The following is a 17,383-nucleotide window of genomic DNA, read 5'->3' as shown; positions in this document are numbered from 1 at the left end:
ATTAATGCCAAAGACCAAATACCAGACCGAACAGGGTAAACTGGGCGATATGATAGCCGCCATCGATAGCCAGTAAGACCGCAGGACGTTGGCAGAACTGGTAGTTGATTCCAAAGCTGGTAGCCACAAAACATGCTCCCACCATCAGACCGGACAATAACGCTTTGGACAATTCGGGGCAGGACCCAAATACGCCGCGAAAGCCAGAGCGGCGATCAGGCAAAAAAGAAAACTAAGTCCAAACACCTTTGCCGGGTGTCCGGGCTGAGGCGGCGCCCCGCTAGCGCGCACCCAGGTCTCTTCAAATAGCAGTTTAGAATACCAGATGCCGCCCAGGGCAAAACTGGATACCGCTGCAACGATTACGGCTAGCACATTAATGTCATTCATATTATGCCTCTCTTCTTATTATTGTTTTAATAGATAGCCTATTTTGAGGCGTTTTAGAAGGTTTAATAGACAGTCTGATTACCGGCCTAAGCTGCGCCGCACAGGCGACGCGAAGCACCAACAAGCACCAGCTTATATTTTTACAGGCCGGCACGAAATCGGATATAAGAAGCAAAAAGCCCGCAAAAATACTTTTTGCTACTCGTACTGCTGTTGCCGGAGATAACGGTTTATACCAACATAAGCGCTGCTTACGACGAAATAATTTATTATCAGACAAAACTGTTTTCTCAATTATCGTCGGTGATTGCGTATCCTTATTGCAGGCTTTTATTTGTGCACCGAGCCACATTTTTTTCGGTAAAGGGTGACAAACACGCTTAGCCCCAATACGACTCATCACCAAACTTTTCTGAAAAGTAATCTATAAAAGCCCTGACTTTAGGGGCTAATAATCTTGAGCTGGGGTACACCGCCCAAAGAGCGGTGTTGGATACCAGCGGATAGTCCTTTAACAGCTGAACCAGTTTGCCTTCCTTCAACGCCTGGGACGCACTCCAACGAGAGTTGATGGTGATCCCCAGTCCGTTGATACAGGCATCACGTACCGCCTCGCCATTGTCGGTTCGAAGACGGCCCCGTACCTTAATGCTGGTGACCCCTTTGGGGGTGGTAAATTGCCAGTTATCCAGCCCCATCAGGGCGATGCATTGATGAGAATTCAAATCGTCTGGCGAATGTGGCTGTCCATAGCAGGCCAGATACTCTGGCGACGCACACAAAATTCGACTGTCCTCAGCCAGCTTACGGGCCACCAGGCTGGAGTCTTTAAGGGCTGAGTTGCGAATAGCAATATCAAACCCGCCTTCAACCAAATCGATAATGGTATCCGACAGTTTTAAATCTATAGTTAATTCGGGATAGCGTTCGAAGAAGTCATTGAGTGCCGGCAGCAAATGCATGCGTCCGAACGAAGCCGGAGCGGCCACGCGTAAGGTGCCTCTTGGCGAGGATACGCCTGCGCCTACGGACGCCCGGGCAGCCTCTATACTTGCCAGTACATCTTCGGCGTGGGGTAAAAAGCTAACTCCTTCTTCGGTAAGGGAGACTTTGCGGGTTGTGCGATGCAACAGCCTGACGCCAAGTCCTTCTTCAAGTTTATTGATATACGCGCTTGCCACAGCGGGCGACACACCGGCTTCCTGCCCGGCCATGCTGATATTGTGGGTACTGGCAACCCTGACAAACAATTTGAGATGGTCAATATTCATGCTTATCAACAACAATTATCAATAAAAACTATAAAGTGATTGTTTATTCTGCTCTATTATCAATTCAATTGGTAGGGAATATACTTTTCTTCGTCAACTAACGGAGAACAGCAATGATGAAAGCAATGGTCGTAAAGAATTTTGGTGGCGAAGAGGTTTTTGCAGCCGCGGATATCGCTATCCCCCAGGTCAAACCGGGCCACGTGTTAATAAAAGTGGCAGCAACCAGCGTGAACACGGTGGATACCATGATCCGGGAGATGGGCCGGGATTTACCGTTTGCTCCGGCATTGCCTGCCGTTTTAGGTATGGACTTTGCGGGAACGGTAGAAGCAGTCGGCGAAGGTGTAACGGGTTTTGTCAAAGGCGATGAAGTGTACGGATGCGCCGGTGGTCTGGGCGATCTTCAGGGCACCTTAGCCGAGTACATGGTGGCCGATATCGATTTAATTGCCAAAAAACCGGTTAATCTATCCATGGCAGAAGCGGCTGCCTTACCTTTGGTCGCTATCACTGCCTATGAAGGACTAATGCGAGCCGGGATTCAGCAAGATGCTACCAGCGACAAAAAGGTATTGGTTCACGGTGGTTCAGGCGGCGTAGGTCACGTGGCGCTGCAGCTTGCGAAACACTTTGGTGCCGGGGTTTATTCTACAGGCGGAGGCGACAAACAACTCGCATTGATAGAAAAGCTGGGCGCCCAAGGCATTAATTATAAAACCGAGAAAGTGGCCGATTATGTCGCCCGCCATACCGATGACAAGGGTTTTGATATTGTCTTTGATACAGTGGGGGGCGAAAACATGAAAAATTCATTTGAAGCTGCCGCGCTCAATGGACAAATTGTATCAACTATTTCTATGCTCGAATTAGATCTGACGCCGCTCCACTTTAAAGGGCTGTCTTTGCACGTGGTGTTTATGCTGATTCCGATGATTCACAATACTATGCGGGCACAACACGGGCACATCCTAAATGAGTTAACCAAGATTGTGGAGCAGGGTGGTTTACAGCCTGTCCTGGATGAACAGCGCTTTTCGTTAGCCCAGGTTGGCCAGGCCCATGCCCGTTTAGCCAGCGGGCAGGCCATAGGCAAGGTTGTGATCGAAATTTAGCGAGACTGTCCGGCCATAAAAGATAGTCTGACCGGCAGACCGTATTGTTGCCAGTTGCTATCTTATGGCTCTGCCCAGATTCGGCATCGCGAGAAATGGCGTTAATATGCTAAGGCAGCGCTTTGAAAGGTACCGCTTCTTTGCCTTATCTGGTTTCTGACCCTGAACTATAAAGAGCACGCATTATGCAAAAAACTATCTTAATTACAGGGGCTACCGACGGTATCGGTCTGGCCACCGCAAAAAAGTTAGCTTCGCAGAATCATCATCTGCTATTGCACGGGCGCAGCATTAAGAAACTCAAAGATGTTGAACAGCAATTAGCTTGTCTCTCATCCGGGCGCGTTCAAACCTACCTGGCTGATCTATCTGAGCTAGCGCAGGTTAGTGCATTAGCCAAAAAAGTCGCTGCAGAGCACAAACACATTGATGTGCTTATTAATAACGCGGGTATTTTTAAAGTGTCGGATCCTATCACTCGTGAGGGGCTGGATATCCGGTTTTGTGTCAACACCATTGCGCCGTTTGTTCTCACCCGGCATCTGGCTCCTGTACTGGGTGAATCCGGCCGGGTTATTAATCTGTCTTCCGCGGCTCAAGCCCCGGTTAATTTGCAGGCTTTAGCGGGTAAGGCTCGGCTCACAGATATGGAAGCTTATGCGCAGAGCAAACTTGCCATTACTATGTGGACCCGGAGTCTGGCGGAACGCTATAACAATAACGGCCCGACTATTATTGCGGTTAATCCCGGCTCTTTATTAGCAAGTAAAATGGTGAAGGAGGGGTTTGGGATGGATGGCAAGGATATAAATATCGGGGCCGATATTTTAGTGCGCATAGCCTCAGAAGATGGTTTTGAAAGACATTCGGGTCAGTACTTCGATAATGATGCGGGTGGGTTTGCGACCCCCCATCCAGAAGGTATGGACATGCAACAATGCGAGCAGGTGGTTGAACATATACAGGCTATTATAACTCGATATGGGTAAGCAAGGGCTCCCCCGATGCCGATAAGATAAGACTCCCAACCAAGTCGAAGGGGGTTGGATGCTCGGTTCCGCGCTGATTTTGTTACAATTGCTCCGCACTGTATTTGTTGTGCTTCACAAAAACGAACGGTATGCAGTTTCGCTGACAATAGTAAATCTCAACCTATTCGGGCGATGTTCAGTCGAATGTTCAAAAAACAGGCCGCCTGGCGATAGCTTTTAATGCTCTGCCTTCTCTAAAGCTTGCATGACTACTTTTCCCTGCGTTTTTTCAAAACTATCACCATGACTATCACCCGGCTTATCTATCGATGCATAGATTCGGTGGTTGCTTTTTACTCACTATTCTACTCATGGTTCCATAAATGGCTTATAGTTGCCGAAGCACCACGAGCGTGCATATCAATTAACCGAGGTGATTTATGTTTAATAGCGTAAATACATGTCTGCTACTACTGGGCCTGACATTTGCCATTGTTTCAGGCTATGTTCAGTCAAAAGAGCTGCCTGACGGTGATGGCAAAGCATTGGTAGAAGGACTATGCAGCTCATGTCATACCACCAACCGTATCCACACCAGTCTGGGTTACAGTAAAGAAGACTGGACAGCTCTGATCAATACGATGACCGATTTATCAGCAGATAAAGCACTTCAGCAGCAGTTGGTGAGTTACTTAGCCGCGCATTTTCCGCCGATTAAAGACCGTGTTCCCACGTTAATCAGCGGTGATATCGATATCCGTTTTAAAGAATGGGTAGTGCCCACGCTTGGTCAGCGTTCAAGAGATCCGGTTGAAGCACCCGACGGTAAAATCTGGTGGGCGGGCCAATGGGGCAATCTCATTGGCAGTATCGATACTGACACCGGCGCAATGCACGAATACCCGTTGCCGGCTGGCGCGATGCCTCACTCTGTGAGTGTCGATAAAGATGGAATGATTTGGTACATGGGGAACAAAAACGGCAGTGTCGGCCGGCTTAATCCCGATACCGGTGATATCAGGGTATATTCAATGCCCAACGATGACGCCACAGACCCTCACACCGGCGTGTTTGATAACCATGGCATTCTTTGGTTCACCCTGCAGCATTCTAATTATATTGGTAGATTAGATCCCGTGACGGGCGAGGTTCAGCTTAAAAAAATGCCCACTGCTGATGCCAGACCTTATGGTATTAAAAGCGATGCTTCCGGCAACCTGTGGGTAGCCTGCAATGGCAGTAATTGTCTGGTTTCTGTGAATGCCGAAACCTTTGAATTGTCAGAGGTAAAGCTACCAGGGGAAGGCACCACCGTCAGACGGTTAGACATAGCCCCTGACGGTATAATTTGGTATGTAAACTCAGGATTAGGCAAACTGGGCCGTTACAATCCTGACACAAGGGAAATAAAAGAGTGGCCATCACCGAGTGGCCCGGATTCCCATCCGTATGCCATCGCGGTACTCGACGGTATGGTGTGGTACAACGAGTCGGGTATGCGCCCTGACGTATTAGTCCGGTTTGATCCGGGCACCGAAGATTTTCAAAGTTGGGCCATTCCCTCCGGGGATTTTTACGCGGGGATTTTACGTCATATGCGGCCAACATCTGACGGGGCATTGTTAATTCATCAAAGCGCAACTAATCGTATTATCCGGGTGGATATTGAGAAGTAATGCAATGCGCTATGCGTGACAAAAGCAAGAACATGCCCTCTGCCAGGCCGCTATCGAATGAGCGCTGTCCAGGCTGGGCGGGTTTTATAAGGCCGAACTCTGGCTATTGCTGGTACCCGGGTCTGGCGTTGCCCTTACGCCAGTGCTTGCCAGATAAAATTGTTGTCAGCCCGCAAAGCTATTCCTTGAAACGCGGGCAGCGCACGCGTCATCTACGTTTTACAAAACCTGCATTTCCAGTTGGGGTTCGCCGACGGAACTGTTCGTAGCGTGCCAGATCTGCTGTGGTTAACTAAGAAATATCGCAGGTGGCAGTGCGGTTTGCCAACCCAATAAATTATCAGGTAGATATGATTTAATTACCTACCGTTTTTTTCGGTATGGCTTAACGGGCGGGTTAGATAGAGTCACACTGCGTGCAACGCACTCATCATTTGATCGTCTTCAAAACAAAAGAACTCAGATCCCAGTCTTGTAGCACTCCATTTGTGCTAAGCGTGCGCAGGCTCCTGGTCCCAATTACCTTGATATCTTCTACTGTAGATCCAGGTGTTTGGGCTTCCACTTGCCACGATCCTCGCATCGTCATATCGTCTGTGTGCCAGAGGTGCATCCCGGCTTTTGGAGAAGAAGTCACTAACCAGGGCTGATGGGGGGTAAATATGGCGTGGCGAAACGATTTAAAGCGTTGCCAGTATGTAATTTGCCCAACCACCGAATTTTGCGAACTATCCCATAAGATATGATCTTTCAGGGCATCGGAAATAAATATCTGATTATCGCGGCCAATAGCAAGACTGACGATTCGAAATGGCAAGCGTTTGGTGACTATGGGGCGGTAATTAATCATATCCCACTTGACCACCAAGCCATCATTACCGCCACTAAACAGGGTGCGTTGGTCTTTGGAAAGTGCTAGCTGAACAACATCGCTTGTATGGTGCCGATTAACCCGATAACTATTGTTGAGACTGTCAGCAAAAATCACATCACCACTGCTGGTCCCCACTAAAAACAGATAAGGCGGCAACAAAAAAAGGATTTGCGTTATTTTGGCATCACCCAGGTGTGTTGAAAAATCGACATTTCCTAAAGATTCTTCATTATCGGTATACCAAACCTGAACCGTAGTATCGTTCGCAGAAAGGATATACTCTGCCGATTCTGATAGGTCCATCAACATTGTCTTCGGCACTAACTGGTTTGTCTGCCATCCAGAGACTTGTTTGCGGACTTTGTTGTTCCAAACCTCGAGACTGTTATCGGCCAACAATAAAGCTGTAAATGCACCATGGGCCGACAACTTGCCATCCACAATGAAACGGTCACTTATTTGCCACCGTTCGGTTGCCGATAAAGGGGGCTCTCCATTCTGACAAGAAACAAGTAAAGGGAATAAAAATAGAAAAATTAATCGTTTAACTGGCTTCATTATAAGTTCGCAACAACGTTGATAAGCAAAAGAATAGCGCGCATTTTGCTAACTGGCTATGGCTAAATCGCGGTGAGGGCAACAACAAAACGTGGTCGTCGGTAATAAAGCTGTTGATCAGAAAAGTAAGCCCGGTCGGGAAGGCCACGGGCTGGTTACATAAGACTTGCTCGGTTTTCGTTAAGTGGTGGGAGGCGGCGGCAGGCCATTAAATAAGTCGCAGTGGCCGTTGGCTATTATTAACCCCATGTCTTACGCTGTGCCGGTCTGCCTTGCTTGCACTGGGGCAGGGTAAAATATTTCTCGCCAGTACAATAGCTCGTCATCCTAACAGTGAGTATACAAAATCAAGCTGGTAGGTTATCAATGCCAGTGGTTTGTAACTTACTCGGTATTCGCCTCTAAACTTGTCTTAAGTTTCTCCGAGATATGAATAAAGGTTGCCAGCTCGTCGCTGGTAATGTCTTTTACCAGTAACTGATTGATCTCATTTTCTACTTTTTCAAAGCTTGCTATTATTTTTTTACCATCATCAGTCAGGTTAAGCAGCTGACTGCGTTTATCATTCGCATTTTCAGTTTTATACAGCAAGCCCTTTTCAACCAGCTCTTTAAGCAGTCTATTGATCTGGGCCTTATCGCGTCCCATTTTCTCTGCAACCTTTTGTCCTGTGCATTCAGAAATTTTTGTAGTTAGCTTCAATGCTTTGAAGTGCATAGGGGATAGCTCGGGGTGTAAGGATTTAATCTTACTAAGGGTGGTGCTGCGCACCGCAAACATCAGCTCAAATAAAGCGTCATTAAGTTTCATTTTGACCTTAAGTATTAAAATTAGTTGACCATATCATCTAAAGTCGTATGATGCCTTGCAATATGGATGATAATATCAACTATATTGCAAGGCAAGCTTTAACGCAATTTTTTCGATCTAATAAGGACACAATATGGCGCCTAAAATAAGAATGACGCAGGTGAAAGCGATACACGATATCTCACCGCATATGCGAAGAGTCGTGTTAACTGGCGAGGCGCTTAGCGACTTTCCGGTAGATCGGAAAAGTGCTCATGTTAAAGCCATCTTTCCCGATCCTGGTGCAGCAAATAAACTTCCCAGATTAGGTGCCTATGCTGGTTTTAAAACCTGGATGCGTTCTTATACCATTCGGGAATTTGATCCGAAGACACAGGAGTTGTGGCTGGATTTTGCCATTTTTGATCATCAGGGGCTGGCAAGTAATTGGGCGCAAAGCGCCATGGTTGGGGATTATTTAGGAATAGCGGGCCCAGGAGACGTGAAACATCCCAAACTGGGGGTAGATAACCATCTGTTGATTGGCGATTTGACCGCGCTTCCGGTTATCGCAGCGACCCTAGAAATGTTACCTGAACAGGCCACGGGCAGCGCCTTTATTCAGGTTCCTACTCATAAGGATATTCAGACGCTCAACAAGCCAGCAGGTATTGCTGTGGAGTGGCTGGTCACTGAAAACAAAAAGACGGAACGGTTTCTCAGCACACTGTCAGCGCAAAAGACCACGCTCACTGATACGAGCATATTAATCGCCGCTGAAGCCAGTATTGTCAAACAGCTAAAGTCTTATTTAAAAGAGCATTGCGAGTATAGTAAGAAAAATCTTTATGCAAGCGCCTACTGGAACAGCAAAAAGTAACAAGTCAGTAATGGTTATTCCCAGGACATAACTAATTTTGCTGCCCCTGCGCCATAATTATCAACTATTGTGGGCCATGCCTGTCAAAATTAAAATAGTATTCGTTTTTAAAGATATGTTTGTAGAAATCGCCAGTTTAGTGAACCCGGCGGCTTGTGCCTATAGTGCAATATCATCTTCCAGGGGCGGATTGTTGAAACATGTTCCGGCTTTCTTGCTGCCTATCAACGCAGCGACCTTTCCAGTTGCAGTGCTATTAGCCATCCCTCTTTGCTCGTGGCCAGTTTATTATGATTAGGAACCCGAAAAGTGTGGTTGTCCACAGCAATGGTCGGCCAGTTCTAGTGTGAACAAATATTCAATAATATGACAGCCACTTACTGGGACAAATATGGACAAAAATGACTGGACAAAAATGACAGTCACTTACCATTCTTAAGTACAGTTGGGTTTTGAAAAAATTCGAACAGAATAAGGACACGGTTTCCTCATGTTTGGAATTGCATGCCCAGACCACGTAAAAGCCTTATCAATCTGGCAGACACACCTTACTACCACTGCGTATCTCGCTGTGTTCGTCGTGCTTTTTTATGTGGAGAAGATATTCAGACGGGCAAAAGCTTTGAACATCGGCGCCAATGGGTGGAAGATCGGTTATTATTTTTAGCTGACGTGTTCTGCGTAGATGTGTGTGCCTACGCAGTGATGAGCAATCACACCCATGTGGTGTTGCGCATCAACAAGGATAAGGCCGATTCGTTATCGGTAAATGAGGTTATACGGCGATGGCATAAACTCTACAAAGGCATGCTGATAGCCCGGCGGTTTGTTAATCCCGCCGAGTGTGATTCGCTGTCTGAAGCAGAAACTGAAACGGTAAAAAGCCTGGCTGAAGTGTATCGCAGCCGATTGTTTGATATCAGCTGGTTTATGCGGCTGCTCAATGAATATATTGCCAGGCAAGCGAATAAGGAAGATGACTGTACGGGGCACTTCTGGGAAGGTAGATTTAAGTCTCAGGCATTAATGGATGAAGCGTCACTTGCAGCTTGTATGGCGTATGTAGATTTAAATCCCGTGCGCGCCTGCTTATCAAAGACACCGGAAGCATCCGCTCACACCAGTATTCAAAAACGCATTCAGGCGGCGAAGTATCATCAACAACCTCGTACGCTGCTTCACTTTACGGGAAATACTAAAGATAATATGTCTGATGGTTTACCTTTTCGAATGGAGGATTATTTAGGCCTTATAGAGCAAACAGGGCGATACTTTCATCCGAAAAAGCGTGGCAAGATCGAGGATGCTGTCTCTCCTATACTCACCGGGATTGGACTGGCGGATACCGACTGGAACAAATTAGTCTGCGGAATTGAAACTGAATTTAAGACCTCAGTAAGCATTGAGAAACTGATGTCGCAACGCAGACAAAATCTAAAATACAATTCAGCTTAAACACGCTAAGCTCGTCTCGAATTACATCCTACAACCCAAATGTATCTTTCAACGATGGGCACCGTACTTCCGTACCTTGGGTCCTGATTTGAAAGCTATCTCCCTATTTTAACCTTTTTTAAAACCAAATTCAGGTCAATACAGCGAGGCATAAACCTCGATCCAACCCATGCCATCAAGTTCTATGTGTACATTCACTGCGAATTCGAGAAGTGACTGTCCTAATCTTCACTTTAACCCATGCCATCAAGTGCTATGTGAACATTCACTGTGAGTTCGAGAAGTGACTGTCCTAATCTTCACTGCGAATTCGAGAAGTGACTGTCCTAATCTTCAACCCATGCCATCAAGTTCTATGTGAACATTCACTGCGAATTCGAGAAGTGACTGTCCTAATCTTCACTTTAACCCATGCCATCAAGTGCTATGTGAACATTCACTGTGAATTCGAGAAGTGACTGTCCTAATCTTCACTTCTGTCCTAATCTTCACTCTGCATTTGATTATACTGGGCGGTTCTATAAACCAGGTCGACGAGGTAGACTGGCAAGTCAGAACGGTACGTTTATATTTTTAGTAAACTGCTCATAAAAACGGGGTGAAGTCTCAGTAATGCAATAATGATTTAAGAATATACTGTCGTGTAACTGCTTATAATTGCGGTCATTAGCGGCCTGTCGGCTAGTTGTCGCAGTCATGACGTGTCTTTGTCGTAAACAAATAAGGACTGTTCCTTTAGAGTTAGTTTCGAATTAACCAAAGGAATAATGAAATGGATATGAAAATAAATTCGAAGTTAGTAGTAGAGCTTAGAAAGCAAAAAGCCTGGAGCCAGCAGCAATTATCTATTGTTTCGGGGGTCAGTTTAAGAACAATTCAGAGAGTAGAGAATGAAGGCAACGCATCATTAGAAACGGTCAAATCCTTGGCTTCTGCCTTTGAAACTGAAATCCAGTCGATTACCCAACAGCCTGCCAAAGTTAAAACTTTTCGCGGTAGTGCTCTGGCTACGATGGCTTTTTTTACCACTATCATTTTTGGTGTGTTAGCGACATCTTCAACGACCGCTGCCACTGGCATAGAGATTCAGTCAGATGCTGTTCGGCAGTCCCATGATAAGACAGAAACCAAATTTGAGGGGGGAGTTAGTGTATTTATACCCGCAAGCATGGCTTTTGAAATATCCACCATTGAGAAGAGTGAAGTATTGGCGGACGAGCCATATCAACTGCGTCTAGTCTCAGAAAATATGAAGCTTGCAATACTAGATGCGCGTATCATCAATACAGATGAAGGCATTATGATTATTGCAAATGAAGCGAAGTTCAGCTCAGGGAGTCATCACAAAAGCGGTTAACACCACCCAGGCGCTGGCTTTGCTTGTGCAAATGACCGCACGTTGGACTGTATTACTTTGATGGGCTGTGCGCTCAGGCCCTTTTGCTTCGCATGGATGGCAGAGTCGAATGCGGTATCCGGTAACGCTTCATGGGCGATCGATGGAGGTTCGGGACGGTGGTAGATGCTAGCGCGGTGCCAAACCCCATCTGTATTGAACAGACCGTCCGTGCCTCTTATTTTGAGGACTTGCTGAGCGCTCGCCGCAAAGTCAAAGCGCCTCAGTCTGCAACAGGTGATGTCGCGAAAATCGGCCATGGAGGAACGATCTGCAAGCGAATGTTGCCCAGCAGAAAATTATGATCCTGAGAAGGTCGCTCAAGCTGCGGTCTCTTCTCACATACAAAGCGCATAAGCAAAATAAAACTACTCAGTCTTATCTTTAAACTCACACAAATCTTCAATAATACAGGAGCCACAGCGAGGCTTACGGGCGATACAGGTGTAGCGCCCGTGTAGAATCAGCCAGTGGTGAACGTCGACCTTGAACTCTTTGGGCACCACCTTTTCAAGCTTTTGCTCTACGGCTATCACATCCTTGCCCATGGCCAGTTTGGTGCGATTGGAAACCCGAAAAATGTGAGTGTCCACTGCAATTGTGGGCCAGCCAAACGCTGTGTTTAATACCACGTTAGCGGTTTTTCGTCCTACCCCTGGCAGGGCTTCTAACGCTTCGCGACTCTGGGGGACTTCACCCTGATGTTCGTCGAGCAAAATTCGGCACATTTTGTGAACATTTTCGGCCTTAGCGTTGTACAGACCAATGGTTTTGATGTACTGCTTCAGGCCGTCCACCCCTAAATCCCAGATAGCCTGCGGCGTGTTGGCTACCGGAAACAGCTTATCGGTCGCTTTGTTCACGCCCACATCAGTAGACTGTGCTGAAAGGGTAACCGCCACTAACAGCTCAAACGGGCTGGAAAAATTCAGCTCGGTGGTGGGGTTCGGGTTGGCATCACACAGACGCGTTAGCAGCGCTTTTCGTTTGGTATTGTTCATAATTATCGGTTAGCTGTCGGCTGTAACCCGGATGCGGGTCACTTTGTCGGTGGGGGCCGTCTGGCGTGCAGCAGCCCGGTTATCAATTACATTTTTAGCCGCAATTAACAGGCCCATGCCGATAAACGCCCCGGGCGGTAATATCGCCAGTAAAAAGGGCTGTTCGGTGGCAAACAGTTCGATGGGCCACTCCTTTGCGACCGGACCAAACAGACGATCAGCACCAGCCAGTAAGGTCCCGGAACCCAGAATTTCACGCATGGCGCCTAATAGCATAAGCACAATAGTGAAACCGATCCCCATCATCAGGCCATCAAATGCCGCCGGCACCACCGGATTTTTTGAGGCAAAGGCCTCGGCGCGGCCAATAATGGCACAGTTGGTAACAATCAGCGGAATAAAAATACCTAACGATAAATACAGCTCGTAGGTGAATGCGTTCATCAGCAGCTGAATAATGGTGACAAAGGCGGCAATCACCATCACAAATACCGGAATCCGGATCTCGTTTCGTACAAAATTTCGAACCACCGAGACGGTGACATTAGAGCCAATTAATACCGCGGTGGTGGCCAGTCCCAGTGCCAGACCATTGATTAACGTAGCCGTAACGGCCAATAGCGGACACAGCCCCAGCAACTGAACCAGTGCGGGGTTATTTTTCCAGATGCCGGCGGATGCCAAATCCTGGTATTGATTCATAGTCGCCTCTTAATTATCCACGGTATCCTGATAACAGTCCGCCGTCTGAGTAAACAATGCTTCCTGATGATCTTTAACATACAAAAGGGTGCGCCGTACCTGATCTACCACCGCTCGGGGCGTGATGGTGGCGCCGGTGAACTGATCAAATTCTCCGCCGTCTTTTTCCACTTGCCACGCGCTCTGCTCACTGGCATCAAAGGTCTTACCGGTAAACGACAATATCCAGTCGCTGATGGCCAGCTCAATTTTATCACCCAGTCCCGGCGTTTCTTTATGTTCAACCGCGCGCACGCCCAACACAGTAAGCTCGGTAGTAACGCCTACCACTAAACGAATATTGCCGCTGTAACCATCTGGAGCGGTGGTCTGAATCGCCAGCGCCACCGGCGTACCGTCCATCCGGGCACGATACACCCGCTGACCCTGACTACGGCCCAGCTCCGGCGCATCTACAATTTTACAGTCTTGATAGAAGGTATTGTTGTAATACGACGCCGGCACTACCTCATTAAGTACACTAAGCAAACGCTGGCGTTGCTGCTGTGCAATTTTATCTTTGGTACCCACAAAGGTCAGGCTGATCAGTGCGGTTGTGATCAGCGCAAACACCGTCAGCATGACGCCATTTTTTGAAATGGTTTTTATCATTCCCAACATTACCTCTTGTCGGTGGGGTGGGGGTTACGGTCGCGCCCGTAGGTACGGGGCCTGGTATAATAGTCAATCAGCGGCACCGTCATATTCATAATAATGACAGCAAAGGCCACGGCGTCGGGATAGCCGCCAAAGGTACGAATGATTACCAGCCAAAACCCAATTGCAGCCCCAAAGACCAGACGTCCTTTATCGGTGGTTGAAGCAGACACCGGATCGGTAGCGATGAAAAACGCACCGATAAGCAAACTGCCATTAAAGACATGAAACAGCGGTGACGCATAATGATCCATATCCAGCAGGTGCAACAGGCCGGAAATTACGATCACGCTACCAATCATTGCCACCGGGATATGCCAGTTAATTACCTTCAGGCGCACCAGCGCCAATCCACCAACCAGATAAGCAACACTTAACCACGCCCAGCCTGCGCCTAAGCTAGCGGCAAAACCGCCGTTAAATATGGGTTCTAGTAACGCTTCGTGGTAGGTCTGTCCTTCAGCCAGGCCGGTTTTAACCGCATCCAGTGGTGTCGCCATGGTGATCCCGTCGGCCACGGTGCGCACCTGCATGATATCCAGGCCACCACTGGTGTACCCGGTAAAAATCAGCATCAGGGTGTCCACAAACCCCAGTGGCTCTGCAAGCATCGATACCGGCGGTAGCCACATCGTCATGGCTACCGGGAATGAAATTAATAACACCACATACCCAATCATGGCAGGATTGAACATATTAAAGCCCAACCCGCCATACAATTGTTTGGCAATAGCGATGGCAAAGAAGGTGCCGAGGATGGTCATCCACCAGGGCAAGGTCGGGGGAATACTGATGGCCAGGAGCAAAGCGGTGAGGACCGCACTGTAATCGCCCAGCGTGCGCTCGACACGCTTCTGGCGCATCATCAGAATCAGTCCTTCGGTCAGCAAGGCGGTCGCCACAGCCAGCGCTGCCTGGATAACCAGTCCCCAGCCAAATATCATCACCTGCAATACCATGGCAGGTAACATCGCATAAATGACCAGGCGCATAACCTGACCTGTATCGCGTTTAATCCGCTGGTGCGGTGAGCTGCTTAGAAATAATTTCATCTAGTTGTTGTTCTCATCTGATGCAGCCTTACGAGCGGCTTGTTTGGCTTTTGCTTTGGCCACAGCCGCAGCAACCCGATCACTTTTTGCCGCCGGCTCATTGTTAGAAGGCGCTGTGACAGGTGTTGAGTCAGAGTCTTCCTTACTTGTCTGCTGAGCCTTTTTCGCTTTGGCTTTGGCCACAGCCGCAGCAATCCGTTGTTGCTTTTGCTCATGCGCATCGGGTGGTGCCGCTGTCGCTTGTGCCGGGATATCAGCGGTCGCATCGGTATTGGCCGGCTCAGATTGTGCCTCTGGCTTATCCTCAGCAGCCCCGCCGCTTTGCAAGGCTTTTTTGGCTTTTGCTCTGGCTACGGCGGCGGCAATGCGCCGCTGTTTTTCAGTTTGCGGACCCTCTGTTTGTACAGGCTCAGAGCCCTCAGTAGCCTGGGTTTGTTCACTTTCGCTACCTTTGCCTTCACCACTTTCGCTATGCTGGCCTTCTACATGGGGATGCTCGTTAAGGTCTTCGGTGTGCGCGGCTTGCCTGGCTTCTTTCTTAGCCTTGGCCCGAGCCACCGCCGCCGCAACCTGGGCTTTTTTGTCCGTGCCGGGTTTTTGTGCAGACTCAGCCTGAGGATTGTTATCGCCATCTGCATCAGCTTCAGCAGCGCCATTCTCGGAATGCTCAGCGTGTGCCCTGGCTTCTTTCTTAGCCTTGGCCCGAGCCACCGCCGCCGCAACCTGGGCTTTTTTGTCCGTGCCGGGGTTTTGTTCAGACTCAGCCTGCGGATTGTTAATGCCATCGCCATCAGCACCAGCTTCATAGGCTGAACCGCCATTTTGACTGGCCGCTTTTTTGGCCTTGGCCCGGGCTACCGCCGCGGCAACCTGCGCTTTTTTATCTTTTGGAGGGGCGTGCTGCTCGGGGGCTAAAGCATTGTCGGCTGTGCTACCTGTCTTCGAAGATGCAGCTTGCTGCGCGGCTTTTTTAGCTTTGGCCCGGGCGATAGCGGCTGAAACCTGTTGTTGTTTGCCTTGCGGGGCGGCTTCACTTGCCGGGGGCTCAGTGGATTGTGTTTCTGGCTGCTGTTTTTTAGCTTTGGCTCGCGCTAGCGCAGCAGCAACCTTATCTTTGGGCGCTTCACTGGACTTGCCGGAAGCAGCCGCGGCCCGGGCCTCTTTGGCTTTACGATGCTTTTCTTCACGCTCAAGCTTTTCACGTTCCAGCCGGGCTTTACGAGCCTCAAACCGCTCTTTGGCTTTTTCGGCTTTGGCTTTTTCGTCCCGCTGGACCCGAATTTCGGCTTTTGCCTGACGATAGTAATGCACCAATGGAATTTCGCTGGACATACATAAGCGCAGGCTCCGCATTCAATGCAGTCAAACAGGTCGTATTCTTCGGCCTTGTCGTATTCGTGGGCCTTGGCATGCCAAAAAATTTGCTGGGGCAGGAGATTCGCGGGACAGGCGTCAGCGCAGGCGCTGCAGCGAATACAGGCTCGCTCGTCCTCGCCCTGTGTCAGTTCACCCGTCGCGGGCACCAGTATGCAGTTAGTGATTTTGACCACCGGCACCTGCGCATCGTTTAAGGTAAAGCCCATCATCGGGCCGCCCATAATAACCTGCGGCAGGGCCTGTTTGCTGCAATTGTAACCAGCATAACCTAATAAATGATTAATTGGTGTGCCAATCAGGGCCCACACATTTTGCGGGTTATCCAGCGCTTCACCAGTGAGGGTGACTACCCGTTCAATTAATGGTTTGCCCTGAAACACCGCATCGGCTACCGCGTAGCAGGTACCCACATTAAACATTACCACCCCAATATCCGCGGGCAGGCCTTCACGGGGCACCTCGCGCCCGGTGACAGCTTGAATCAGTTGCTTCTCCCCACCGGCTGGGTATTTTGTCGGAACGCTTAGCACCTTAATCTGAGGTTTGTCCTGACAGGCAATCTGCATGGCTTCCAGCGCTTCAGGTTTATTGTCTTCTATCGCCACAATAACCAGTTTTGGACTGATCAGATGTTGCAGCACATCAATACCCTGACGGACCTGCCAGGCATGTTCGCGCATCAGCCGGTCATCGGCACTGATGTAGGGCTCACATTCGGCGCCGTTAATAATTAAAAATTCAGGATTTTTGGTATTACCTGCTTTGATATGGGTGGGGAAACCGGCGCCGCCCATGCCTGAAATACCGGCATTGCATAATGCCTCTACCACCTGTGCCGCAGGTAAATCTTTGTACTGGCCCAAAGGACTAAGCTCAATCCACTTATCCTCACCGTCTGGTTCCAGTGTAACCGTGGGTTCGCTCAGGCCACTGGGATGGGCGATGGTACGATCGCTTATCTGACGCACAAACCCGGAGGTCGGCGCATGCACAGGGATCGCAAAGGGATGGGCACTGATTGTAAGTCGCTCGCCTTTTTTAACGTGTTGACCCACCTCGACCGCGAGTCTGCCCTGGGTACCAATATGCTGGCGGATCGGAATAATCAGCTCGTCAGGGAGTGATGGGCGGCCGATAGCATGTTGGTTAGACAAGGTTTTTCGGTCTTCAGGGTGTACAC

General features: G+C 48.8%; 17 protein-coding genes. 6 read left to right on the top strand and 11 right to left on the bottom strand.

Features of this window, described 5'->3' with window-relative positions:
• Position 1: 1 nt before the first annotated feature.
• Genes IT774_RS17780 through IT774_RS11745 form a run of 4 tightly spaced genes read right to left on the bottom strand, consistent with a single transcriptional unit; the run spans position 2 to position 1,661 of the window.
• Positions 2–127, bottom strand: coding sequence for a hypothetical protein (locus IT774_RS17780; RefSeq protein ID WP_269749765.1), 126 nt, complete (start codon positions 125–127; stop codon positions 2–4).
• Between the two features lie 17 nt (positions 128–144).
• Positions 145–390 carry a DUF1761 domain-containing protein gene (locus IT774_RS17775; protein ID WP_269749764.1) on the bottom strand — a complete coding sequence of 82 codons (246 nt, stop codon included), beginning with the start codon at positions 388–390 and terminating at the stop codon, positions 145–147.
• A gap of 1 nt (position 391) precedes the next feature.
• On the bottom strand, positions 392–790 hold the full coding sequence (locus IT774_RS11750) for a hypothetical protein (protein WP_195809933.1): 399 nt from the start codon (positions 788–790) through the stop codon (positions 392–394).
• Complete coding sequence (locus IT774_RS11745; protein ID WP_195809932.1) at positions 771–1,661, bottom strand: LysR family transcriptional regulator; 891 nt, start codon at positions 1,659–1,661, stop codon at positions 771–773. Before IT774_RS11745 ends, IT774_RS11750 begins: the two co-directional genes overlap by 20 nt.
• A gap of 116 nt (positions 1,662–1,777) precedes the next feature.
• On the opposite strand from IT774_RS11745, the gene IT774_RS11740 reads away from it, so the two are divergent.
• The 3 genes from IT774_RS11740 (at position 1,778) to IT774_RS11730 (ending at position 5,423) form a co-directional block, all read left to right on the top strand.
• Positions 1,778–2,776 (top strand): zinc-dependent alcohol dehydrogenase family protein, encoded by a 999-nt coding sequence (locus IT774_RS11740; RefSeq protein WP_195812286.1) that lies wholly within the window; start codon positions 1,778–1,780, stop codon positions 2,774–2,776.
• A 185-nt stretch (positions 2,777–2,961) separates the two neighbouring features.
• Positions 2,962–3,765 carry an SDR family NAD(P)-dependent oxidoreductase gene (locus IT774_RS11735; protein ID WP_195809931.1) on the top strand — a complete coding sequence of 268 codons (804 nt, stop codon included), beginning with the start codon at positions 2,962–2,964 and terminating at the stop codon, positions 3,763–3,765.
• A 422-nt stretch (positions 3,766–4,187) separates the two neighbouring features.
• Complete coding sequence (locus tag IT774_RS11730) at positions 4,188–5,423, top strand: Vgb family protein (protein WP_232364971.1); 1,236 nt, start codon at positions 4,188–4,190, stop codon at positions 5,421–5,423.
• A gap of 430 nt (positions 5,424–5,853) precedes the next feature.
• Here IT774_RS11730 and IT774_RS11725 read toward each other — a convergent pair whose 3' ends face one another.
• Together IT774_RS11725 and IT774_RS11720 are read right to left on the bottom strand one after the other, a co-directional pair.
• A complete protein-coding gene (locus tag IT774_RS11725) occupies positions 5,854–6,855 on the bottom strand; it encodes a WD40 repeat domain-containing protein (RefSeq protein ID WP_195809930.1) in 1,002 nt (333 codons plus the stop codon).
• A 384-nt stretch (positions 6,856–7,239) separates the two neighbouring features.
• Complete coding sequence (locus tag IT774_RS11720) at positions 7,240–7,665, bottom strand: MarR family winged helix-turn-helix transcriptional regulator (RefSeq protein WP_195809929.1); 426 nt, start codon at positions 7,663–7,665, stop codon at positions 7,240–7,242.
• A 133-nt stretch (positions 7,666–7,798) separates the two neighbouring features.
• On the opposite strand from IT774_RS11720, the gene IT774_RS11715 reads away from it, so the two are divergent.
• The 3 genes from IT774_RS11715 (at position 7,799) to IT774_RS11705 (ending at position 11,336) form a co-directional block, all read left to right on the top strand.
• Positions 7,799–8,524, top strand: a complete 726-nt coding sequence (locus IT774_RS11715) for a siderophore-interacting protein (protein ID WP_195809928.1) — start codon at positions 7,799–7,801, stop codon at positions 8,522–8,524.
• Positions 8,525–9,028: 504 nt separating this feature from the next.
• The gene (locus IT774_RS11710; RefSeq protein WP_195809927.1) at positions 9,029–9,979 is read left to right on the top strand and encodes a transposase; all 951 of its coding nucleotides are present in this window, start codon (positions 9,029–9,031) and stop codon (positions 9,977–9,979) included.
• A 772-nt stretch (positions 9,980–10,751) separates the two neighbouring features.
• The gene (locus IT774_RS11705) at positions 10,752–11,336 is read left to right on the top strand and encodes a helix-turn-helix transcriptional regulator (protein ID WP_232364970.1); all 585 of its coding nucleotides are present in this window, start codon (positions 10,752–10,754) and stop codon (positions 11,334–11,336) included.
• A gap of 407 nt (positions 11,337–11,743) precedes the next feature.
• Here the strand turns inward: IT774_RS11705 and nth are convergent, their stop codons facing one another.
• The 5 genes from nth to rsxC form a co-directional block, all read right to left on the bottom strand.
• Positions 11,744–12,376 carry an endonuclease III gene (nth, locus tag IT774_RS11700; protein ID WP_195809926.1) on the bottom strand — a complete coding sequence of 211 codons (633 nt, stop codon included), beginning with the start codon at positions 12,374–12,376 and terminating at the stop codon, positions 11,744–11,746.
• A 9-nt stretch (positions 12,377–12,385) separates the two neighbouring features.
• Positions 12,386–13,078, bottom strand: coding sequence for an electron transport complex subunit E (locus IT774_RS11695; RefSeq protein WP_195809925.1), 693 nt, complete (start codon positions 13,076–13,078; stop codon positions 12,386–12,388).
• A 9-nt stretch (positions 13,079–13,087) separates the two neighbouring features.
• Positions 13,088–13,729 (bottom strand): electron transport complex subunit RsxG, encoded by a 642-nt coding sequence (gene rsxG, locus IT774_RS11690; protein WP_195809924.1) that lies wholly within the window; start codon positions 13,727–13,729, stop codon positions 13,088–13,090.
• 8 nt (positions 13,730–13,737) lie between these two features.
• Complete coding sequence (gene rsxD / locus IT774_RS11685) at positions 13,738–14,826, bottom strand: electron transport complex subunit RsxD (RefSeq protein ID WP_195809923.1); 1,089 nt, start codon at positions 14,824–14,826, stop codon at positions 13,738–13,740.
• Positions 14,827–15,917: 1,091 nt separating this feature from the next.
• Positions 15,918–17,357 carry an electron transport complex subunit RsxC gene (gene rsxC / locus IT774_RS17900; protein WP_332308842.1) on the bottom strand — a complete coding sequence of 480 codons (1,440 nt, stop codon included), beginning with the start codon at positions 17,355–17,357 and terminating at the stop codon, positions 15,918–15,920.
• Positions 17,358–17,383 lie beyond the last annotated feature (26 nt).

Origin of the sequence: Salinimonas marina, assembly GCF_015644725.1 — a bacterium.
GTDB lineage: Bacteria > Pseudomonadota > Gammaproteobacteria > Enterobacterales > Alteromonadaceae > Alteromonas.
Note: the sequence above shows the minus strand (reverse complement) of the source record. Positions and strands in the feature narration are given on the sequence as shown.